Origin of the sequence: Bacillus sp. FSL R5-0431, assembly GCF_038002985.1 — a bacterium.
Classification (GTDB): Bacteria; Bacillota; Bacilli; order Bacillales; family Bacillaceae; genus Bacillus.
Genome location: NZ_JBBOOG010000001.1, coordinates 1,774,508 through 1,796,143 on the forward strand (window position 1 = coordinate 1,774,508; position 21,636 = coordinate 1,796,143).

At 43.4% G+C, this 21,636-nt stretch carries 18 protein-coding genes; 4 read left to right on the plus strand and 14 right to left on the minus strand.

The window, feature by feature from the left end; genetic code table 11:
- Nucleotides 1-91: 91 nt before the first annotated feature.
- Nucleotides 92-868, minus strand: coding sequence for a MurR/RpiR family transcriptional regulator (locus MKZ03_RS08835; protein WP_106042083.1), 777 nt, complete (start codon nt 866-868; stop codon nt 92-94).
- A 160-nt stretch (nt 869-1,028) separates the two neighbouring features.
- On the opposite strand from MKZ03_RS08835, the gene MKZ03_RS08840 reads away from it, so the two are divergent.
- Nucleotides 1,029-2,435 (plus strand): phospholipase D-like domain-containing protein, encoded by a 1,407-nt coding sequence (locus MKZ03_RS08840; RefSeq protein WP_340972823.1) that lies wholly within the window; start codon nt 1,029-1,031, stop codon nt 2,433-2,435.
- Nucleotides 2,436-2,445: 10 nt separating this feature from the next.
- Here MKZ03_RS08840 and MKZ03_RS08845 read toward each other — a convergent pair whose 3' ends face one another.
- The 3 genes from MKZ03_RS08845 to MKZ03_RS08855 are packed head-to-tail and all read right to left on the minus strand — an operon-like array spanning nt 2,446 to nt 4,072.
- Nucleotides 2,446-2,931, minus strand: coding sequence for a DMT family transporter (locus MKZ03_RS08845; protein WP_034660841.1), 486 nt, complete (start codon nt 2,929-2,931; stop codon nt 2,446-2,448).
- Nucleotides 2,932-2,952: 21 nt separating this feature from the next.
- On the minus strand, nt 2,953-3,633 hold the full coding sequence (locus tag MKZ03_RS08850) for a Crp/Fnr family transcriptional regulator (protein ID WP_341031567.1): 681 nt from the start codon (nt 3,631-3,633) through the stop codon (nt 2,953-2,955).
- A 13-nt stretch (nt 3,634-3,646) separates the two neighbouring features.
- A complete protein-coding gene (locus tag MKZ03_RS08855; RefSeq protein ID WP_034661956.1) occupies nt 3,647-4,072 on the minus strand; it encodes a DMT family transporter in 426 nt (141 codons plus the stop codon).
- A 211-nt stretch (nt 4,073-4,283) separates the two neighbouring features.
- Between MKZ03_RS08855 and MKZ03_RS08860 the strand changes: the two genes are divergently transcribed.
- Entirely contained in the window at nt 4,284-5,711 is a 1,428-nt protein-coding gene (locus MKZ03_RS08860; RefSeq protein WP_341031570.1) for an aldehyde dehydrogenase family protein, read from the plus strand.
- A gap of 173 nt (nt 5,712-5,884) precedes the next feature.
- Here the strand turns inward: MKZ03_RS08860 and MKZ03_RS08865 are convergent, their stop codons facing one another.
- Nucleotides 5,885-6,559, minus strand: coding sequence for a hypothetical protein (locus MKZ03_RS08865; RefSeq protein ID WP_106037281.1), 675 nt, complete (start codon nt 6,557-6,559; stop codon nt 5,885-5,887).
- A 180-nt stretch (nt 6,560-6,739) separates the two neighbouring features.
- Between MKZ03_RS08865 and MKZ03_RS08870 the strand changes: the two genes are divergently transcribed.
- Entirely contained in the window at nt 6,740-8,560 is a 1,821-nt protein-coding gene (locus MKZ03_RS08870; RefSeq protein WP_307499718.1) for an assimilatory sulfite reductase (NADPH) flavoprotein subunit, read from the plus strand.
- Between the two features lie 37 nt (nt 8,561-8,597).
- The gene (gene cysI / locus MKZ03_RS08875) at nt 8,598-10,316 is read left to right on the plus strand and encodes an assimilatory sulfite reductase (NADPH) hemoprotein subunit (RefSeq protein ID WP_307499719.1); all 1,719 of its coding nucleotides are present in this window, start codon (nt 8,598-8,600) and stop codon (nt 10,314-10,316) included.
- Nucleotides 10,317-10,345: 29 nt separating this feature from the next.
- On the opposite strand, the gene MKZ03_RS08880 is transcribed toward cysI, so the two are convergent.
- The 9 genes from MKZ03_RS08880 to MKZ03_RS08920 all read right to left on the minus strand — a co-directional run bounded on the left by MKZ03_RS08880 (nt 10,346) and on the right by MKZ03_RS08920 (nt 21,632).
- On the minus strand, nt 10,346-12,280 hold the full coding sequence (locus MKZ03_RS08880; RefSeq protein WP_340972826.1) for an AMP-binding protein: 1,935 nt from the start codon (nt 12,278-12,280) through the stop codon (nt 10,346-10,348).
- Nucleotides 12,281-12,293: 13 nt separating this feature from the next.
- The gene (locus tag MKZ03_RS08885; protein ID WP_106037706.1) at nt 12,294-13,817 is read right to left on the minus strand and encodes an acyl-CoA carboxylase subunit beta; all 1,524 of its coding nucleotides are present in this window, start codon (nt 13,815-13,817) and stop codon (nt 12,294-12,296) included.
- A gap of 18 nt (nt 13,818-13,835) precedes the next feature.
- The gene (locus MKZ03_RS08890) at nt 13,836-14,618 is read right to left on the minus strand and encodes an enoyl-CoA hydratase (protein WP_334749340.1); all 783 of its coding nucleotides are present in this window, start codon (nt 14,616-14,618) and stop codon (nt 13,836-13,838) included.
- A gap of 14 nt (nt 14,619-14,632) precedes the next feature.
- Nucleotides 14,633-15,541: a hydroxymethylglutaryl-CoA lyase gene (locus tag MKZ03_RS08895; protein ID WP_307499722.1), complete on the minus strand. Its 909-nt coding sequence runs from the start codon at nt 15,539-15,541 to the stop codon at nt 14,633-14,635.
- A gap of 11 nt (nt 15,542-15,552) precedes the next feature.
- Nucleotides 15,553-15,768 carry an acetyl-CoA carboxylase biotin carboxyl carrier protein subunit gene (locus MKZ03_RS08900; protein ID WP_106031131.1) on the minus strand — a complete coding sequence of 72 codons (216 nt, stop codon included), beginning with the start codon at nt 15,766-15,768 and terminating at the stop codon, nt 15,553-15,555.
- Entirely contained in the window at nt 15,765-17,114 is a 1,350-nt protein-coding gene (locus MKZ03_RS08905) for an acetyl-CoA carboxylase biotin carboxylase subunit (protein WP_095285246.1), read from the minus strand. The genes MKZ03_RS08900 and MKZ03_RS08905 overlap by 4 nt, the downstream gene beginning before the upstream one ends.
- An 8-nt stretch (nt 17,115-17,122) precedes the next feature.
- A complete protein-coding gene (locus MKZ03_RS08910; RefSeq protein ID WP_341031577.1) occupies nt 17,123-18,766 on the minus strand; it encodes an AMP-binding protein in 1,644 nt (547 codons plus the stop codon).
- Between the two features lie 42 nt (nt 18,767-18,808).
- Nucleotides 18,809-19,951: an acyl-CoA dehydrogenase family protein gene (locus tag MKZ03_RS08915; RefSeq protein ID WP_307499724.1), complete on the minus strand. Its 1,143-nt coding sequence runs from the start codon at nt 19,949-19,951 to the stop codon at nt 18,809-18,811.
- A 142-nt stretch (nt 19,952-20,093) separates the two neighbouring features.
- A complete protein-coding gene (locus tag MKZ03_RS08920; RefSeq protein WP_307499725.1) occupies nt 20,094-21,632 on the minus strand; it encodes a glycoside hydrolase family 10 protein in 1,539 nt (512 codons plus the stop codon).
- Between the last annotated feature and the right edge of the window lie 4 nt (nt 21,633-21,636).

Here is a 21,636-nt window from a genome sequence, read left to right on the forward strand (position 1 = left end):
CATACGATGGAGTGAAAATGTTTTCAGATTGTGTAAAGGTTTTCATGATAAAAAGCCTTCCAGATCAAAGTCTCGAAGGCTTCTTTAGCGGTTATTTCATTCGGATCACATAGGCATCTAGTAAAATGCGGGCAATGACATGAAGAGACAGGCGCGATCTGACTTCATAATCTGGGAAGAAAGATTGTTCGCCTTTATATCCGACTAGAGTCATATCTGATATTTTGCTTAATGTAGAATCTATTCTTGTCGTGACGGTAATGGTCGTGACTTGCTTCATGCTGAGATTTTGACACGCTTCAACGAGCTCTGCTGTTTCGCCATTTAATGAAACAAAGATCGCAAGTTCATTTTTACCAATATCTCGTGATTTCAGCCGAATGATATTCGGGTCGTCGTGTACTTCGCATGTTTTTCCGATGAGCTGTAATTTGATGGTCATTTCTTTAGCAATCATCTCTGAGAAGCCTCTGCCGAAAATATAAATTTTGTCCGCATTATGTATTTTTTGAACGGCATCTTCAATTTGCCCAATACTTTGCAGCTGAATCGTCTTTAAAACCTCTTCTTCATTTTTCCGAATCGCTAGTTTGATGTCTTCATCGATGTTTTTTAGCTGATCACTTGCATCGGTCATTTTCTTTTCTTGTTTCAATCGATATTTAAAGGAAGTATAGCCGTTGTAACCAATTTTTTTCATCAATCTGACAATTGTGGCTGTCGACACATTCGCTCTTTCACTTAATGTGACGATGGATAAGGTGGAGATTTCCTCTAGATGCTGGTGAATATAATGGAGTAAATAACGTTCTGTTTCACTTAACGTTTGATACACATCGCTTGGAATGTTAAATAGTGGTTCATTCAATTCGATTCCCCCTTACTCATTTCATACTATAATTAAATGCCCAATAAAAACAAGATGATTCTTTTATCATATATTTTGATGTGGAAGCCAAAATGAGTGAAATTTGATTTTTGACATACACTAAGGAAAAGTTGTGTCTGTGTGAAAGGAGCTGATACCTATGCTTCATCTCTTGTTTTTTCTCATCCTTCTCTATGTCGTCTATGTATTTTTGACCGCATTTGTGTTGTTTTATTTACCGATACAAAAAACATGCAAAGAACATTGTATTTATAAAGCCTCTTCTATCTCAGGAGACGATCAGGGGACAAATCAAGTGATGCTTCTTGACGATGGGTTTGAATCTGGTCAGGTTAGAATCCAAATGATTCGTGAGGCAAAGAAGGTGATCCGTCTCAGTTACTATTCCATTCAAAAGGGAAAAACAGCCGAATGGGTACTAGGTGCTTTAATTGAAGCAGCTGATCGAGGTGTGAAAGTCCAGGTGTTGTTAGATGGCATCTGCCACAGTTTGCGCGGGCCGCTGAAGCATTTGCGCTATGCGGTGGCAAATCATCCGAACATGTCGATTCGTTTTTATGAGCCCTTTCGTTTGTTCAAGCCATGGACGTGGCATAACCGCCTCCATGATAAGCTGCTGCTGGCAGATGGCCGAGTGGCTGTGATGGGCGGAAGAAATATCGGTGATAAATACTTTGCAGATCAGCCGCCGAAAGACTTTGCTTTTGACCGCGATGTGCTACTCTATAACGCCAAAAAGGGAAAAGTATTAGATGAAATGGAGCAATATTTCGTTTATCTATGGAATCATGATTTTACGAAAAGAACAAAAGATGTGTTCTCCAAGCAAAAAGCGAAAAAAGGGTTAAAGCTAAGAAAACAGCTGCTCAGATCCTATCAAGAAGCAGTGCGCACGAAAGAACCTTTTGTGATGTCCTCCTTTGATTGGGCAGCAGATGCCACTTCTGTGAAACAGATTGCCTTTTTCACAAATCCTGTGGAACGCTTCAATAAGCGGCCGCTTGTGCTGAAAAAACTGAACGATCTTGCGCACCGGGCAAAGCGTTCTGTGCTTATACAAACGCCTTATGTCATCCCAACACGCCCAATGAAAGCCGGACTCACCCCCTTAGGTAGTGAGATTCAAACGACAATGGTCACGAATTCTCTTACAGCGACACCAAATCCGTTAGCCTTTGCTGGATATTTAAGCACGAAAAAGGAACTGATGAAAACAGGCGTTCATTTGTATGAATATGAAGGCCCCTATTCCATTCATGGGAAATCAATGGTGATTGATGATTACTTGAGTATTATTGGGACATATAACTTAGATGCGAGGTCTAGTTTTTTAAACACAGAGTCGATTTTGGTGATTGACAGTGCCCCGTTTGCGTTATCACTTACACAGGCAATCGAACAAAAAATCGCCTACAGTAATCTCGTTGCTAAAGACCGAACAGCCTATCATGCGAGCGCATATGGGCAGAAAAAAAAGCCTTTGATGAAAAGGCTCCTTTTAAATGGATTATCCGCGATAACGGTATTATGGCGGCGATTGATTTAAAAAAGGGCGGCTACTCTTGTGGCAGCCCTTTTTCTTGCGATTGATCTTTTTCTGCTGACTCCAATTTGGTCAATTTAAACACTAAGATCCCAGCAACAATCACAATGACACCTAATAGTTTTGTAAAAGAAAATGCCACTTTTTCTAACCCAAGCCAGCCAAGCGAATCAAACAAAAGAGCGCAGCCCAGCTGTGACGTGAGGACAATCGAGATGCCATAAGTCGGTCCAAGACGTTTGATACTCTGAACTAGACAAATGACCACTCCTACCCCAATGGCTCCGCTGATCCAGTACCAAGCTTCCATATGTCTTAATTGAAACATGCCAGTTCCCTCTAGTAAGAGACCCATCAGGAGTGAAGCAATAAAGCCCATTCCAAGAACGAGGGTTGTAGTTGACCAAGAGCCTGTATGCTCATTGACCTTACTGTTAAAAATGGTTTGTAAGCTGACGAGTGCGCCAGCAGTGATAGCTAATAGTATTCCTATAATCATGTGTAAATCCCTTCATTTCTTCTATTCATAAATGTTGTGCTCTGCTATTTCTAGGAGCCCTTTCCGGTCACAAATCGTAATCTCTCCTCTACGCCTCTCTATCAGCCCTTTTTCACAGAATTGCTGAATGACCCGGTTAATATGACGATAGCTTGTACCGATTAAGCTTGCCGCATCAGTGAGACGAAGGGCGCTCGCGCTGTCATCATTTGTTACAACAGACAATAAGTAGCTTGCAAGCCTGACCTCCACAGGATATAAAAGGTGGAAACTCAGATCGTTTGATTTTGTATAAAATTTGTTTGTGATGCCTTTTAGCAGAAAGGTTAACACGCGTGGGTCATCCTTCGCATGGCGCATGAGCGCTTGATGAGAAACCCTTAGCATATGTACTTCTGTGACAGCTTCAACTGTATTGACCATATCCGTCTGCTGAACGTATTCAATATCTCCAATCGCTTCAAGGGGATGTTTAAAGCTAAGAATAAAGGTTTTCCCTTCCTTTGTGGTCGTGAAAATCTTTAATTTTCCTTTCACTAACAAGTACAGGTACTCCCTCTTATCCCCTTTTGAACAAACGAGCTCACCCTGCTCATAGCGCCACAAGCTCACGTGTGATATGAGCTTTTGATGAAAGACGTTTTCTAATTGATTTGCCTTAAGATAAGAGGAAAAAAGAGATTCATCATAAAGCTCCTCCATCTGACGCCCTCCTTTATAGCTTTAAAATGATCACGCCTGCGACCATCAGTAAAATTCCTGCATAATGAGGCCATTTCATTTTTTTCTTCTGTACACCAAACCATCCTTTTGCATCGATTGCAAAGGTAAAAGCAAGCTGTGCAATAAGTAACGCTGCGATGGTGAGTGTGACACCGATCATTTGAATCGCGGTGACTTCATTAAAAATAATAATGGCTGCAAATGCGCCGCCTATTAAATAAAGTGGCTGCACCTTTCGATATTCCCTGAAGTGTCCGTCTCGTACAATCAGTAAAATGACGAGCGAGATGATAAAGCCGGTCAGCTGCGTGATCGTTGCCGCCTGCCATGTGCCGATATCCTGGCTGATTCTTGCGTTGGCTACGCCTTGCAGTGTAATGCAAGCGCCTCCTAATAAAGCGAAAATAACACCTTTCATTCGTTCAAATGCTCCTTCTTTTTTCAGTCTAGTTCCATTAAATGATACATGCCCATCTATTGAAAAGGACATATGTCCCACTTTGCGTATTATATCAGAAACTTTTTCTTTTGCAGTTTCTTCGTTTTAGATTTTTCACAGTGGGTACAGTTTTATATCAGCTGAAAACAGAATATTGATTGAATCACATATAAAAAGGAGACATGTCAGAATGAGAAATCAAGAGAAACATTTTATTAACGGAGAATGGATTGCTTCAACAGGAAACGAAAAGACAGAGGTCATCAACCCTGCGACAGAAGAAGTCATTGGCACCATTAGCTTAGGAACAAAAGAAGATTTAGATAAGGCAGTGAAAGCAGCTCGTGCCGCCTTCCCTTCTTTCTCGAAAACATCTCGAAATGAACGCGTGAAGATGCTGGAAAACATTGTGCGCGGCTACGAAAAACGCAAGGATGAACTTGTAGAAGTGATGACACAAGAGCTCGGTGCACCGCTGAAAGTATCAGAAGAAGTTCATTACACAATGGGCTATGAACATTTTTCTAAAGCAGCGGAAGCACTTAAATCTTATACATTTACCGAGGACCGCGGCGGACATACCATTATAAAAGAAGCGATTGGCGTCAGCGGATTGATTACACCGTGGAACTTCCCAACGAATCAAACATCTCTTAAAATTGCGGGTGCCATTGCGGCAGGCTCACCAGTTGTCTTAAAGCCAGCGGAAATTACACCTTTTGCTGCGATGATTCTTGCAGAAATCATTGATGAAGCAGGCGTACCGAAAGGAGTCTTCAACTTAGTAAACGGAACTGGTGACGTGATTGGTGACGGTATTAGCTCACATCCTGATATTGACTTTGTTTCATTTACTGGATCAGGTGCCGTCGGCTCTAAAATTATGGAAAACGCGGCGGACAATGTGAAGAAAGTGGCTCTTGAGCTTGGCGGGAAATCCCCTCTTATCGTCTTAGATGATGCAGATGTGGATGAGGCAGCAAAAACCGCCATTGATCATATTGCGATGAATACAGGTCAAGTGTGTTCTGCAGCTACGCGTGTGCTTATTCCAGAATCAATGAAAGACAAGTTTGAAAAAGCGCTGCTGAATGCCCTGCCGAAGTTTACAGTTGGTGATCCGAGAGAAGATCACGCTACAGGCCCGCTTGTTTCTAAAAAGCAGTGGGATACCGTGCAATCTTATATTGAAAAAGGAATTGATGAAGGTGCTACTCTGCTTGCAGGGGGAACTGGAAAGCCGGACGGAATCGATAAAGGATATTTCGCCAAGCATACCATTTTCACCAATGTAAAAAATGATATGACCATTGCGCAAGAAGAAATATTCGGACCGGTCATGAGTGTGATTACGTATCAGGACCTAGATCATGCCCTTGACATCGCCAATGATACGGTTTATGGCCTTGCCGGGTATGTTGTTGGAAAAGATGAAAAAACTTTAAAATATGTAGCTGAACATATCCGTGCTGGCCAAATCACCATTAACAATGCCGAAACAGATTACTTTGCCCCATTTGGCGGCTTTAAGCAATCTGGTATCGGAAGAGAATGGGGAGACTTCGGCATCGAGGAATATTTAGAAGTGAAAGCTGTGATGGGACTTCCAACGGCATAAATTGAGAAGGGAGAAAAACTCTAGGGTTTTTCTCCCCTTTTTATTTAATTAATAAGAACCCATTTCGAATTTTAAGAACTGCTTACTACTCCCCTATTTATCCTTATCCATAATGATGAGATCATGTATCAATAAAAAGAGGAGTATTTAATGAATAATCGTGAACTCAATTTTTAACTAATTCCCAAAATTACTTCAACTTCTTTAATATGATCTAATTCATAGAACATAAAAAATTCAGCTTCTTTTCGATTTGGAGATTTCATTAAAATCTCTAAACGATTAGAATAATGAACACAAGAGATTAATTGCCAATTCATAGCTCGTATCTTTTGCAATTGTTTATAATCTTCTTGAAATTGTTCCTCTCGTTTTAATTTCATGTCATATATTTCATCAATTAAATTAAAAAGTTTATTTGTTTTGGAAACATCAACTCTTCTAATGAGAAAAACAATAAAAACAACTATTAAAACACTTGAAGCAAAATAAATATAAGTATCAAATATATTGATCGAAAGTTTATCAAAATCATTTTGCTGCTCATGTGAGTTATCTAGTAATTTCGAATCGTTAACGTTGTATTTTCTAGAAATAAAATTTAATCCAAAGTTAAAATATGAATTAAAGTAAGAGTTCAAAAATAAAAATAATGGCACAATTGTTATTGTAATAATTGAAGCTTTTGTAGAAAAATTGGCAGCTCTTTCGTATTTATCTTTCGCATAAATGCGAAGATCTGCAACTTGACTCAGATTTAATTTTTCTAATTCCTTTCTATGGATAGACACATTCTTTACTAATTTAAACTTAACTTTTGGATCTTCCAAATCTCTAATAATACTCATATTACCTCCTTGACCAAATAAATTAATTTCACCATGTAAAGGTATTAGAAATCTTAATCATGACAATCAATATTATATATTTTACTTAATGGCAAACTTTCGGTAAAGTTCAAATTGAACCTATATATATAATTCCTATCGAATTAATCTATGTTTATATTCCTTGTGAGGTGGATATCGTTGCAACTTCATGTATTGAACAGTCCGTTTAGTCAGCAGCAGGCAGACTTGCTCAATCAGCTGCTTCCGACTTTAACAGATCAACAAAAAATTTGGCTTACCGGTTATTTATCAGCACAGGCAGCTCTAGCCGGATCAGAAACGGCCACTCTGGCCCCTACTCCTTCTGCCGCAGCCCCTGCGCAGCCTGTCAGTAAAGATGTGACCGTACTTTATGGCTCGCAAACAGGCAATTCCGAAGGGTTAGCAAAAAAGACAGCGCAGCATCTCGAGGAGAAAGGTTTTCAAGTGACGCTCTCTTCTATGTCAGATTTTAAACCAAATAATCTGAAAAAAATACACAATTTACTGATGATCGTCAGCACACATGGCGAGGGAGATCCGCCTGATAATGCCCTTTCTTTCCATGAATATGTCCATGGTAGACGTGCGCCAAAGCTCGATCATTTAAGCTTTTCTGTTCTTTCGCTTGGCGACAGCTCTTATGAATTCTTCTGTCAGACTGGAAAAGAATTTGATGAGCGCTTCAAAGAACTTGGCGGAACACGTCTTATAGGCCGAGTGGATTGTGACCTTGATTATGATGAGCCGTTTTCTGAATGGCTTCAAGGGGTGACATCGGCACTTAGCGAAGGTGAAGCCGCAGCATTCCCGCAAGAATCAGCAGGAGCAACCAACCAAACAGCAGCTTCTGAATACTCAAGAATGAATCCTTTTTATGCGGAAGTTCTTGAAAATATCAACCTAAATGGCCGCGGCTCTAACAAAGAAACCCGCCATTTGGAGCTCTCTCTTGAAGGATCAGGACTTGTTTATGAGCCGGGTGACAGTCTTGGTATTTATCCAACAAATGATCCTGCGCTTGTTGATGAACTGCTCACGATTTGCGGATGGAATGCAGAGGAAGCCGTAACCGTGCATAAAAACGGCGACACTCTTCTTTTGAAAGAAGCACTCACCTCGCACTTTGAGATTACAGTATTAACAAAACCCCTTCTTCAAAAGATGGCGGACTTTACAAAAAGTGAAGCCCTCCATGCCCTTTTAGAAGAAGGGAATGAAGAAAAGTTAAAAGCGTATATAGCAGGAAGAGATCTAGTAGATGCTGCTCGCGATTTTGGTCCTTTTGAAGGAACAGCCGCAGATTTCACCGCTATTTTAAGAAAAATCCCTGCACGCCTTTATTCGATTGCAAGCAGCCTGAAAGCCAATGAAGAAGAAGTTCATTTGACTATAGGTGCTGTGAGATATGATGCACACGGGAGAGAACGCCAAGGTGTCTGCTCCATCTTATGTGCGGAGCGCTTAGAGCCAGGTGATACACTGCCTGTTTATATCCAGCACAACCAAAACTTTAAGCTTCCTGAAAACCCTGATGCACCGATCATTATGGTGGGACCAGGCACAGGTATCGCTCCTTTCCGTTCGTTTATGCAGGAACGAGAAGAAATCGGTGCAAACGGAAAGTCATGGCTATTCTTCGGTGATCAGCACTTTGTGACGGATTTCTTATATCAAACTGAATGGCAAAAGTGGTTAAAAGATGGTGTCTTAACGAAAATGGACGTGGCTTTTTCAAGAGATTCAGAGGAAAAGGTATATGTCCAGCACCAAATGAAGAAACAAAGTAAAGAATTATTCGAATGGCTGGAGCAAGGTGCCTATGTATATGTCTGCGGAGATGAAAAGCATATGGCGCATGATGTTCATGGTACCCTTCTATCGATCATCCAAGAAGAAGGTGCGATGAGCAAAGAGAAAGCAGAAAGCTATTTAGCCAACTTGCAGCAGCAAAAACGCTATCAGCGCGACGTATATTGATTGATTTGATGCTTGAAAGAAAGGAGCTTTTACTTACATGGTGAAGACAGCATTAACAGCGCCGGATGGACCTCCGAGCGACGTAGAGGAAATCAAAGAAAAAAGTGATTATTTACGGGGTACGTTAAAAGAAGTGATGCTTGATCCGATTTCAGCGGGCATTCCTGATGATGACAACCGCCTGATGAAGCATCACGGCAGCTATTTACAGGATGATCGAGACCTTAGAAATGAACGGCAAAAACAAAAGCTTGAGCCAGCCTATCAATTTATGCTGCGCGTACGCCTGCCTGGCGGAATCGCCACATCTAAGCAGTGGCTAGTGATGGATGAGCTTGCTCACAAATACGGAAACGGTACGTTAAAGCTGACTACTCGTGAAACCTTTCAGCTTCACGGTATTTTAAAATGGAACATGAAAAAGACCATTCAAGACATCCATTCTACTATGCTAGATACAATCGCTGCTTGCGGCGACGTGAACCGAAATGTCATGTGTACATCAAACCCCTATCAATCAGAAGTGCACCATGATGTATATGAGCTGGCCAAAAAATTAAGTGATGACCTGCTTCCGCAAACTAGAGCGTATCATGAAATTTGGCTTGATGAGGAAAAGGTAGCGGCAACGCCTGATACGGAAGTTGAACCGATGTATGGTCCGCTTTATTTGCCAAGAAAATTCAAAATTGGTGTGGCGGTCCCTCCTGCTAACGATATTGATGTCTTTTCGCAGGATTTAGGCTTCATTGCGATCATCGAAAATGAGCAATTGATCGGCTTTAATGTCGCAATTGGCGGTGGAATGGGCATGACTCATGGTGATACAGCGACCTATCCTCAGCTTGCAAAAGTGATTGGCTTTTGTACACCGGAACAAGTTGTAGAGATTGCGAAACAAGTGATTACCATTCAGCGTGACTATGGAAACCGTTCGGTGCGAAAAAACGCCCGCTTTAAATATACAGTGGACCGCCTCGGTCTTGAGAATGTAAAAGAAGAGCTTGAACGACGCCTTGGGTTTGCCCTTTTAGACGCAAAAGATTATCACTTTGATCATAACGGAGACCGCTATGGCTGGGTAAAAGGCATCAATGGCAGATGGCATTATACGATGTTTGTAGAAGGCGGCCGCATCACGGATTACGATGACTACCCGCTGATGACAGGTATTCGGGAAATTGCAAAGATTCATACAGGAGACTTCCGCTTAACAGCGAATCAAAATTTGATCATTGGAAATGTCACATCTCATAAAAAGAAACAAATCGAGCAGCTCATTCAGGAGTTCGGTTTATCAGCTGGCCAGCAGCACTCTGCACTGCGCCGCAGTTCAATGGCCTGTGTTTCTCTTCCAACATGCGGCTTAGCGATGGCAGAAGCAGAACGCTACCTTCCACGCTTGATTGACAAAATTGAAGAGATTGTCGAAGAAAATGGCTTAAGTGATAAAGAAATCACGATTCGAATGACTGGATGTCCAAATGGTTGTGCCCGCCATGCGTTAGGTGAAATTGGCTTTATCGGCAAATCACCTGGCAAATACAACATGTATCTTGGCGCTGCGTTTGATGGCAGCAGATTAAGTAAGCTGTACCGTGAAAATGTTGGTGAGGAAGACATTTTAAACGAGCTTGGCTCTCTGCTCCCTCGCTATGCAAAAGAACGAGAAGACCAAGAACATTTCGGTGATTTTGTCGTTCGGGCAGGGATTGTCAAAGAAACAACAGATGGCACGAATTTTCATGTGCAATAGAAAAAGACAGGACACTCTCCTGTCTTTTTCTATGGATTCTGTTTCCGTTTCAAGTATTTGCAAATGCTTTTGTACACATGAGGGTTTTCTAAAGAAGAAAGATCTAGTGAGGGCTGCTGTTCATAGGCTCCTTTTAATAAACGCCGGACGATTTTTCCGTTTCTTGTTTTCGGTAAAGTTGAAATGAGATGAATTTCCTTTGGCATGAGAGCTTTTCCCGCGTGTGAACCAACATGAGTTTTGAGCTCTCGAATCAGTTTTGCTTCGTCACAAGATTGTGAGCTAGTCACGATGAAGCACACGAGTGCCTCCCCTTTCACCTCATCCTTTACCCCAATTACAGCTGCCTCGTGTACGGCTGGATGTCCGACAAGAATGGATTCAATTTCTGCTGGGCCGACACGTTTTCCTGCTGAATTAATGACATCATCCGATCTGCCCGTGATATGGAATGTGCCATCCGCTGATTGCATCACCCAATCACCATGTGTCCACACCCCATCAAATCGTCTGAAATACGTGTCTTCATATCGCCCCGGATCTTTCCAAAAACCACATGTCATGCCGACCCATGGCTTTTTCAAAACAAGTTCTCCTACTTCATTTATGACGCTCTGACCTGCTTCATTATACACATCTGCCGCCATTCCTAAGATCGCCGCATTAAAAAGAACTGGTTTGATTGGGCGAAGCAGTGTACTTCCTACAATTCCGCCAGAGACCTCTGTTCCCCCTGAATAATTTAGGATCGGAATATGCTTTTGACCGATTTTGTCAAAAAGCCATTGCCATGGTGCTTCATTCCACGGTTCACCTGTAGAAATGATGGCTTTGACATGCGGCAGCTGAATACCTGAAAGGTTTTGCTGCATCGCAGACCGAACAAAAGTAGGTGAAAGTCCAAAATGGGTGACTTTTTGCTCGTGGATGAATGACCAGAGGTGCTGTTCATCTGGATAATCGGGTGCACCGTCATATAAAACGATTGCAGCTCCATTGATCAAGCCGCCAAAGACGAGAAATGGCCCCATCATCCAGCCCATGTCTGTGAGCCAAAACAAACGGTCTCCTTTTGCAACGTCCATACAAAGACCGGCGTCAAAAGCAGCTTTTACAGGGAAGCCTGCGTGTGTATGGACAGCTCCTTTTGGCGTACCAGTTGTTCCAGAAGTGTATAAGATCATGAGAGGCTCTTCATTTGTGAGATAGGTCGTTTCACTTATCAGATCTTCTTTTAACAAATCGTTTAGCCTGATATCCCCTTCATATTCAGTATCAGAGGAATTGTGTACAATGACGGTTTTGACAGTGTCTGTTTTGTGAATCGCATTTGCCGCACATTCCCGCATATTGATCGTCTTCCCGCGTCGCGTCATGTCGGAGCCTGTGACGACAATGGATGCACCTGATGCACGAATACGCACGGCAAGAGGCTCGCTTCCATAGCCGGAGAAGACGGGGCTAAAGATGACACCAATTTTTGCAAAGGCTAGCATGACGGCAACCGTTTCAGGAAGCATTGGCATATAAATGACCGCCACATCTCCTTTTTGAAGCCCATTCTTCAAAAAACCAGCAGCGAGGCGATTCACCTTTTCCTGAAGGTCGAGATACGTCCATTTCCTCTCTGCCCCAACTTCATTTCTCCAAATCACGGCTGGCTGATGCTGGGTCTCTTCGTTCTCTGCCCATTTGTCCACGGCGGTTTCGGTTATGTTTAGTTGACCGCCTTTATACCACTTCGGCCACATGAATGAATCTTGACCTAATGCGGCTTCATACGGCATCTTCCACTTGATGCCGACCGCCTTTTCAGCTTCTCTCCAAAACCAATCGGTACGCTCGATACTAGCTTTGTAGAATGCATCATAAGTAGAGAAACCAAGTGAGTGCATCCATTTGTAAAGACGTGTATGTTTGACCTTCTGCTCTTCCGGTACCCATGCTGGTTTCAGGTTCATCATAAGGATGCCCCCTTTAGACCGGATAGACCGGATGTTTTCGTCTTGTAAATGTCATCTCTTTTGAGGAATAGGCTTGTAATCGATGACAAAGCTCAGCTCGCAGGTGGTCAAACGGGATGACGCCATCGACAATCATTTCAGAGGCAAGCTCATATATATTCATATCTTCCTGATATTCCTTACGTTTCTCTTGTATAAATGCAGCTCTCTCTTCGGCAGGCAGCTCGGCAATTTTATTCGCATAGACAGCATTCACAGCCGCTTCTGGCCCCATGACAGCAATTTGCGCTGATGGAAGAGCAAGACAGCAGTCTGGTTCAAACGCTGGCCCTGCCATTGCATATAACCCTGCACCGTATGCTTTACGCACAATGACCGATATTTTCGGAACAGTGGCCTCTGACATAGCGGAGATCATTTTCGCCCCGTGTCTAATAATGCCAGCTTGTTCCACTTTTGTTCCAATCATAAATCCCGGTATATCCGCAAGAAAAAGGAGCGGGATATGAAAGGCGTCACATAGCTGAATAAACTTGGCGGCTTTGTCAGCTGAGTCATGGAATAACACCCCGCCTTTCACCCTAGGCTGGTTGGCAATAAGACCAACAGGCTGACCATTCATGCGGCCAAAGCCTGTAATCAACTCAGCGGCAAACAGTTTTTTGATTTCAAAAAATGACCCTTCATCAATGAGTAAATCAATGAGCTGATACATATCAAAAGGGGTATTCTGCCCCTTAGGGATAAGGTCTTGGATGGTCATCTCAGATGGCTGAGGTGCTTTGGCGGCTGCCCGTTTTGGTTTCTCTGTATAGTTGGCAGGCATGTAGGTTAAATAGTCGCGAGCGATTTGAATGGCTTCTTCCTCGGTTTTGGCTAAAATATCACCACATCCTGATATGCTGCAGTGCATGTTTGCCCCGCCCATTTCTTCTAGTGATACTTTCTCTCCAATCACCATTTCGGCCATTCTCGGAGAGCCTAAATACATCGAGGCATTCCCTTCGACCATAACGACGATGTCACAAAAAGCAGGAATGTAAGCACCTCCTGCCGCAGAAGGACCAAATAGTAAACAAATTTGCGGGATACGTCCAGACAGCTTCACCTGGTTATAAAAAATGCGCCCCGCGCCCCTTCTGCCTGGAAACATGGCAATTTGATCGGTGATTCTTGCACCCGCAGAATCGACTAAATACAGCATCGGGCAGTTGAGCTTTTCCGCTGTTTCTTGGATTCTAATGATTTTTTCTACCGTTTTGACGCCCCATGATCCAGCTTTGACGGTAGAATCATTCGCCATGACGCAAACCGTTTGCCCATTCATCCGCCCCGTCCCTGTGACAACCCCATCTGCTGGTAAATGTTGATCTTTACACTCGGCAAACATGGCATCCTCAATGAAAGAATCCTCATCTAATAACAACTGGAGCCGGTCACGGACGAACAATTTTCCTTTTTCTTTGTTTTTTTGATGGTAACGTTCGGCTCCTCCTTTTACAATCCGCTGTTTTTTCACTTCATATTCTTCGATCATGCCCATTCCCCTTTCTTGCTAGTTGCCTCTGTAATGAGGCGTTCGTTTTTCTTGGAAAGCTTGAAGTCCCTCCATTCGATCTTCTGTATCAATGAGCCGTACATAGGCTTCGTATTCCTTCATCAGACCTGTACGTAAATCATGATCAAGGCTCATTTGAATCGCTTGTTTCGCTTCTTTTAAAGCAATTGGACCGTTTTTGGCGATTTGTTTTGCGAGAGAAATGGCGTCATCCATAAGAGAATCTGCTAAAGAGAGGTGCTCAATCAACCCGATTTGAATGGCTTCTTCAGCTTGTAATGAACCACCTGTGAAAATCAGTTCTTTTGCTTTACCGAGTCCAATCAGGCGCGGAAGCCGCTGGGTTCCTCCGGCTCCTGGTATGATGGCTAGTCCAGTTTCTGGCAGGCCGAGTCTTGCTCCGGCTCGTGCGATGCGGAGATCACAAGCCAGTGCGAGCTCAAGGCCTCCGCCGAGTGCGTGTCCATTCATCACGGCAATGACAGGCACAGGAAGGGAGTCAATTTCTGTAAAGGTTTGCTGAATCGACAGAACCGCCGCTTTTGCTTCTTCTTCTGTCATCAATCGTCGCTCCTTTAAATCAGCTCCTGCGCAAAAGACGTTAGAACCAGCTCCTGTAATGAGCAGACAGCGGATGCTTTCATCGTGTTTGATTTCTTGAATGATTTGATTGATCTCCTCAAGCATCGCAGCGGATAGGGAATTCGCTTGTTCCGGCCTGTTTAAGGTCATGATCCCAATCCGTTCATCTTGTATCGTAAAATTGACCAATGATGTCATGTCACATTCATCCTTTATGAAGTAGTATGAGAGTGAAAAGCACGTAAACAATGACTAGGCAGGGTTCGATTTACTTTTGTTTCGATCCATTCTGCCGCATTTATCAATGCTGGAAAATCGATTTTGGTTTCAATTCCTAGTTTTTGAAGCATATGCACTACATCTTCTGTTGCGACATTTCCGCTAGAGCCAGGTGCATATGGGCAGCCGCCAAGCCCGCCGCTTGAGGAGTCAAATGTTGTGATTCCCGCTTTTAATGCCGTATAAATATTGGCAAGACCCATCCCCTTCGTATCGTGAAAATGTAGAGCGATTTTATCAGCAGGAAAACGTTCTAGTAAAATGTCTAATCGCCTTTCTACTTGAAGCGGATGGGCTTCTCCAATGGTGTCGCCGAGTGATATTTCATCAATGCCATAAGAGAGCAGAATATCCGTTAACCGCAGAACTTGATCCATTGGCACTTGATGTTCATAAGGGCAGCCAAACACGGTAGAAATATATGCGCGCGTGATCTTTCCTGCTGCTTTTAATTCAGCTGTCATTTGTTTGATGACAGGAAGTGTTTCGTGGATGGATTGATTCATATTTTTTTTGTTATGTGTTTCACTCGAAGAGATAAACATAGCGCCTGCGTCAAGATTTGCTTCAAAAAAGTGAGCCAAGCCTTTTTCATTAGGAATGAGTGCTGCATAGGTGATGTTGTCATTTTTGTGTAAGGATTGAGCTAACTCTTTGGCGTCTTTTAAGGCTGGGACCCATTTAGGATGAACAAATGAGGTGACTTCAATATAAGGAAGCCGGGCTGCTGTGAGCAGTTCAATCCACCTTTGCTTCTCGCTTGTGTCCAGCCAAGTGGATTCATTTTGCAGTCCGTCCCGCGGGCCGACCTCTCTGATAAGTACACGCTTTGGTAATGCCATCTCGCTCCCTCCTATTCTGTCAGCTCAAGAAGGACCTCTCCTTCATCGACAAATTCCCCCTCTGCCTTATACACTTTGCTGATGACACCAGCCTCTTCTGCAACAATTGGAATCTCCATTTTCATTGATTCCAAGATAGCGACCTCCTGCCCTTTTTGCACTTCATCGCCTTTTTTCACAAGAAGCTTCCATAAGTTTCCGGCCATTTGTATCGTGACCATTTTCATGAACGGTTCCCCTCCCTTTTTTTCATGAGAAAATCGGTTGTGATGCTGCCATGTAAGAAAGCAGAAGATCCAGCCATTTCCCTTAAAAGCGGTAAGTTGGTTTTGATCCCTTCTATTTCATATGCTTGTAACGCCTTTTTTAATCGTTCTATTGCAAGTTTTCGTGTATCACCGTAAACGATCATCTTCGCAATCATTGGATCGTAATATGGGGTAATGACGCTCCCGCTTGTCACACTTGATTCATGGCGTATATAGGGAGCTTCTGGCATAAATAGCCGAGTGATTGTTCCTGGTGACGGATAAAAGGTAACGGGGTCCTCCGCATAGATTCTGACCTCGATGGCATGCCCAATTTGATGAATATCCTCCTGAATGAAGGAAAGCGGCTCTGATGCAGCGATTTTCAGCTGCTCCTCGACAAGATCAATACCTGTAATTTCTTCTGTGACAGGGTGCTCTACTTGTAATCTCGTGTTCATCTCTAGAAAATAAAATTGTTGGTTTTGATCGACTAAACATTCAATCGTCCCTGCATTTTCATAGCCAATGGCTTTGGCTGCTTTGACGGCCATCTGTCCCATCTGTTGTCTCACTGATTCATCGAGACAGGCGGCAGGTGCTTCTTCGATGATTTTCTGGTGTCTTCTTTGGAGTGAACAGTCGCGCTCAAATAAGTGAACCCCATGGCCGAAGGAATCAAAGAGGACCTGAATTTCAATGTGCCGCGCGTCTTCAATGACCTTTTCCATATAAAGCGTCCCGTCGTTGAAAAAACTTTGCGCTCTTTTTTGATTTCCTTCAAAAGCTTTATGCAGCTCCTCGTCATTTCGCACAAGCTGCATGCCAATTCCCCCGCCTCCGCTTGATGCTTTGAGCATGATCGGATAACCGAGTGACTGGGCTTTACTGACTCCTTCTTCTGCGTCATGGAGCGGGGCTGAAACGCCTGGTACAATGGGAATCCCCGCATGGTCCATCGTTTTTCTCGCTTCAATTTTATTCCCCATTCGCTGAATGACCTGTGCGGATGGTCCAATAAAAATAATTCCTTCGCTGCGGCAGCGTTCAGCAAAGGCCGCATTTTCTGATAAGAGGCCATATCCAGGATGGATGGCATCTGTATTTGTCTGCTTGGCAACCTCGATAATCACTTCCATGTTTAAATAGCTTTCAGATACTTTCGCTCCTCCAATCAGATAGGCGCTGTCTGCTTCTTGCACATGAAGCGCATGCTGATCTGCCTCTGAATAAACAGCCACGGTGTTGATCCCAAGCCTTTTACAAGTCCGAATAATTCTACGAGCAATTTCGCCTCGATTTGCGATCAGTACTTTTTTGAACATCGCTGCCCTCACTCCTTTATTAGATCAAGCGCCTGTTTTTTCAGACGAAATTTTTGAATCTTCCCTGATGCGGTCATCGGATACTCGTCTGTGATGAAAAAATATTTTGGAATTTTGTAGCGAGCCATTTGTGACTGACAATAGCTGGTTAATGACTCAATCGTCACCGTGTGACCTTGTTTGAGCCGAATGAATGCGGCGGCTTCCTCTCCATAGGTCTCGTCAGGAATACCAACAACCTGTGCATCAAGAATGGCTGGATGCGTGTAAAGAACGTCTTCAATCTCTTTTGGATAAACATTTTCCCCGCCTCTAATGATCATATCTTTCAGCCGTCCTGTGATTTTCACATAGCCGTCCTCATCCATCTCCGCTAAATCCCCTGTATGAAGCCACCCGTCCTCATCAATGACTTCATTTGTGGCTTCTTCATTTTTATAGTAGCCTTTCATCACATGATAGCCTCTTGTACACAGCTCACCTTGTTCTCCTCTTGGCATTTCATCCTGAGTCTGAGTACCTGGGGCGGTGATTTTTACCTCGATGTGAGGAAGTGCCCGACCTACCGTTTGAACCCGCCTTTCAAATGAATCATCCGTTCTTGTTTGGGTAATGACAGGTGAGCTTTCGGTCTGACCGTAGGCAATCGTGAGCTCCTTCAGGCCCATTTGTTCAATGACTGCTTTCATCACATGGGATGGGCAGAGAGATCCTGCCATAATGCCGGTTCGTAATGTGGACAGATCGTATTGGTGGAAATTCGGATGATCGAGCTCTGCAATGAACATTGTCGGGACGCCGTGAAGAACAGTACACTTCTCTTGTTCCACTGTTTGAAGGACTCGCTCTGGGTGGAAAGATTCAATTGGAATGATCGTGCCTCCTTTTGCGAGACAAGCAAGTACGCCAAGAACAGACCCAAAGCAATGAAAGAATGGCACGGGGATACACATGCGGTCTTCATGGGTGAGCTTCATGCAATCTGCGATTTGACTGGCATTGCAGACGATGTTTGTATGGCTGAGCATGACGCCTTTTGGGTAGCCGGTTGTGCCTGAAGTATATTGCATATTAATGACATCATCAGGCTTCAGCTCACCCATTCGTTTCTCCCATTCATCATCCTCCGTTCTTTTGGCAGCAGTTTGAATACTGTCCCAGCTGCGCATGCCCTTTGGCGTGTGCTCGCCAATATATACCACACTTTTTAAATATGGAAATGATGATGAACTGATCTCGTCTTGATGAGCTGTTTTAAGCTCTGGAATGAGGTCTTCAAGCATCCTGACATATGATGTCTCTTTAAACCCGTCAACGATAAACAGCATGCTGCTATCAGAATGCTTTAGTAAATAAGCGAGTTCTTGTGATTGAAAGTTCGTATTCACGGTGACAAGAACGGCTCCAATGGAGGCGCAGGCGAATTGCAGCATGAGCCATTCAGGTACATTGGGCGCCATGATGGCGATATGATCCCCTTTTTGAACCCCTAATGCCATAAGACCTTTCCCCGTTTCCTTAACCTCTCTAAAAAACGCTTCGTATGAATAACGTAATGAACGTTCTGGATACACAATGGCTTCATGTGCTGGGTGCTGCTCCTTTTTCTCTTTTAATAGGGAGCCGATCGTTTGTGGATGAATCGACATCATGATTTTCCTCCTCCATCAATGGTAAGCGTTTTCACAAAAGGGTTATGATAGCAGTTGTCTTGCGATGACTAAACGCTGAATTTCAGAGGTGCCTTCTCCGATTTCCATGAGCTTGGCATCTCTCACAAGCCGTTCTACCCCGCACTCTTTCATGTAGCCTGTTCCTCCGTGAATTTGGACAGCATCAAGACTTGCTTTTGTCGCCATTTCCGAAGCGAAAAGTTTGGCATAGGCAGCTTCTTTTGTAAATGGCTTTCCATGATCTTTCAGCCAGGCGGCTTTCCACACCATTTGACGAGCAAGTTCTATTTGCATCGCCATATCTGCCAGTTTAAATTGAATGGCTTGAAAGGACGAGAGGGTCTGCCCAAATTGCTTTCTTTCCTTTGCATAGGAGAGAGAAGCATCTAGTGCAGCTTGCGCGATACCAACAGATAAGGCAGCAATTGATATGCGTCCCCCGTCTAATGTATATAAAAATTGCTTGAAGCCTTTGGCTGGGTCTCCTAATATATGATGTGCTGGTACACGTACGTTGTCTAAAATGATTTCAGCCGTATCTGAACCGCGCACCCCCATTTTGTCGTATGGATTTGTAATGGACAGCCCTTTTTGACCTTTTTCTACAATGAAGGCGGAGATGATCGGGCGGCCGTGCTCATCATGATCCGTGACAGCGGTGACGATAATGGTTCTGGCAAAATTGGCATTTGTGATCCAGCACTTCTCCCCGCTAATCACATACTCTTGTCCGTCTTTGACCGCTTTTGTTTTCGTCCCTTTTGCATCTGACCCTGCATTTGGCTCTGTTAATCCGAAGGAACCGAGTGCTGTTCCAGATGCCAGCGGGACAAGGTGATCCATCTTTTGCTCCTCTGTACCGAAGTAATAAAGCGGGCTTGCGCCTAAGGAAACGGCTGCGGCATAGCTAAGACCTGTACTGGCACACTGTTTTCCGATTTCTTCTACAGCGAGCGCATATGAGATCGTATCTCCTCCTGAGCCTCCGTATTTCTCTGGAAAAGGAATGCCCATCAAGCCGAGCTCTCCCATTTTTTGAAAAGTTTGGACCGGGAATACAGCCTGTTGATCAATGGTTTGAGCGAGTGGAGCAATTTCTTCCTTGGCGAATTCTTTGACCATCTGCCGGATCATTTGTTGTTCTTTCGTTAATTCAAAATCCATCTTGTTTCCCCCTTTGGCTCTTTTCTATCATATTTATTAATCAAGTGGCTGCTTCATGCCAAGCTTGGTTGAATTCAGAAAATTAAAACAAAAATAATAGAAAAAAGCATGAACGAAGAAAATCCTCATTCATGCTTTTTCGTTATCTCACTTTTATTGTAGAAGGCTTGCTTTCGTGATGAAGTCGATTGAGAGCCGTTACTTTGTAAGTATCACTCTTATTCTGATGAACTGAAAGATTTTTGACAGATGTCAGCGTGCCGGCTTCTTTTCTAACGGTTTGCAGCAATTCATATGTTCCTTTCGTCGTCAAGCGATAGACCGCGTAATAGGATGCGGTAGATTGTGGATCATTTTTGATCTGTAAAGCCGCACCCTCTGCTGTCTTTTTAATAGATTGAATGATTGGTTTTTTTGGCGCTTTCTGATGAAGCCAAGGCATTTCTGGAATGAGAGCCGGTTTACGGTAAGCATCTTCTATCAATCGATTTTTGACATTCAAAGGGTTGCGATTGATATCCTTTAGGCTAAAGTGCATGCTTCCCTGCACGAGAGGCGACTGTCTGTTCAGCTCAATCTGCCGAAAGTATTCTTCTGGATCAGACCAAGCGGGATCACTGTTTTGATTAATTTTATACGTCGCCTGACCAATGTACAGGTGAACAGGCTCTCCCTTCACTTCATTTGACCACCATTTTGTTAGCACATCGTATGCGGCTGCCTGAAAGCCGATGCTCCAGTAAATTTGCGGGGTGACATAATCGATATCGTGCTGCTGAATCCACTCTCTTGTATCAGCATACAAATCATCATAGTTGGTCATCCCTGCTGTGGTGTTTGAACCAGTCGGATCATCCTTTATGTTGCGCCAGACTCCAAATGGGCTAATACCAAACTTCACATACGGCTTTACTTTCTTCACGGTGTCGTTGATTTGCTTGACCAATTGGTTCACATTATCTCTTCGCCAATCTTCTATATGCGTGAATGCCTTTTTTCCATATGTTTCATACGTTTCTTGATCTGGAAACGGCACACCGGCTATTTTATTCGGGTAAAAATAATCATCCATATGCACTGCATCAATATCGTAGTTTTTCACGACTTCTTCTATGCTGCCGACAATGAACTCCTGAGCTTTAGGAATGCCTGGATTGTAATAAAGCTGATTACCATAAGCAATAGTCCAATCTGGATGTTTTTTTGCAGGGTGATCGGCTGATAAACGGCTGAGGTCGGTATGATTCATTGTGATTCGATACGGGTTAAACCACGCGTGAAATTCGAGCCCGCGTTTATGAGCTTCTTCGATCATGAATTCAAGCGGGTCATACCCGGGATCTTTCCCTTGCGTGCCGGTCAAATATTCGGACCACGGGCCGTATGCCGAAGGATAAAAGGCATCTGCTGTCGGTTTAATTTGCATGATCACGGCATTCATATTCATCGCTTTGATCTCATCTAACAAATGAATAAACTCTTGTTTCTGCTCTTTGACAGGCAGTCCTTTCTTTGAAGGCCAATCTAAGTTATAAACCGATGCGATCCAAACCGCGCGCATCTCTCTTGTGCTTTCAAGCTTCCCTTTTGGCATTGGACGAGCTAGACTGCTAGAAGGAATCAATAAGAATACAAACATCAAAATTAGTGTTAGACACGTCATACTGATTTTTTTCAGCATTTTT

Excerpts from the sequence above, each read along its gene's own strand:
- MKZ03_RS08885 (WP_106037706.1), bottom strand. The coding sequence starts at position 13,817 with ATGATCGAAGAATATGAAGTGAAAAAACAGCGGATTGTAAAAGGAGGA.
- MKZ03_RS08915 (WP_307499724.1), bottom strand. The coding sequence starts at position 19,951 with ATGGATTTTGAATTAACGAAAGAACAACAAATGATCCGGCAGATGGTC.
- MKZ03_RS08900 (WP_106031131.1), bottom strand. The coding sequence starts at position 15,768 with ATGAAAATGGTCACGATACAAATGGCCGGAAACTTATGGAAGCTTCTT.
- MKZ03_RS08860 (WP_341031570.1), top strand. The coding sequence starts at position 4,284 with ATGAGAAATCAAGAGAAACATTTTATTAACGGAGAATGGATTGCTTCA.
- MKZ03_RS08890 (WP_334749340.1), bottom strand. The coding sequence starts at position 14,618 with ATGACATCATTGGTCAATTTTACGATACAAGATGAACGGATTGGGATC.
- MKZ03_RS08840 (WP_340972823.1), top strand. The coding sequence starts at position 1,029 with ATGCTTCATCTCTTGTTTTTTCTCATCCTTCTCTATGTCGTCTATGTA.
- MKZ03_RS08895 (WP_307499722.1), bottom strand. The coding sequence starts at position 15,541 with ATGGCATTACCAAAGCGTGTACTTATCAGAGAGGTCGGCCCGCGGGAC.
- MKZ03_RS08905 (WP_095285246.1), bottom strand. The coding sequence starts at position 17,114 with ATGTTCAAAAAAGTACTGATCGCAAATCGAGGCGAAATTGCTCGTAGA.
- MKZ03_RS08845 (WP_034660841.1), bottom strand. The coding sequence starts at position 2,931 with ATGATTATAGGAATACTATTAGCTATCACTGCTGGCGCACTCGTCAGC.
- MKZ03_RS08865 (WP_106037281.1), bottom strand. The coding sequence starts at position 6,559 with ATGAGTATTATTAGAGATTTGGAAGATCCAAAAGTTAAGTTTAAATTA.
- MKZ03_RS08880 (WP_340972826.1), bottom strand. The coding sequence starts at position 12,280 with ATGATGAACCTGAAACCAGCATGGGTACCGGAAGAGCAGAAGGTCAAA.
- MKZ03_RS08910 (WP_341031577.1), bottom strand. The coding sequence starts at position 18,766 with ATGATGTCGATTCATCCACAAACGATCGGCTCCCTATTAAAAGAGAAA.
- cysI (WP_307499719.1), top strand. The coding sequence starts at position 8,598 with ATGGTGAAGACAGCATTAACAGCGCCGGATGGACCTCCGAGCGACGTA.
- MKZ03_RS08920 (WP_307499725.1), bottom strand. The coding sequence starts at position 21,632 with ATGCTGAAAAAAATCAGTATGACGTGTCTAACACTAATTTTGATGTTT.
- MKZ03_RS08855 (WP_034661956.1), bottom strand. The coding sequence starts at position 4,072 with ATGAAAGGTGTTATTTTCGCTTTATTAGGAGGCGCTTGCATTACACTG.
- MKZ03_RS08850 (WP_341031567.1), bottom strand. The coding sequence starts at position 3,633 with ATGGAGGAGCTTTATGATGAATCTCTTTTTTCCTCTTATCTTAAGGCA.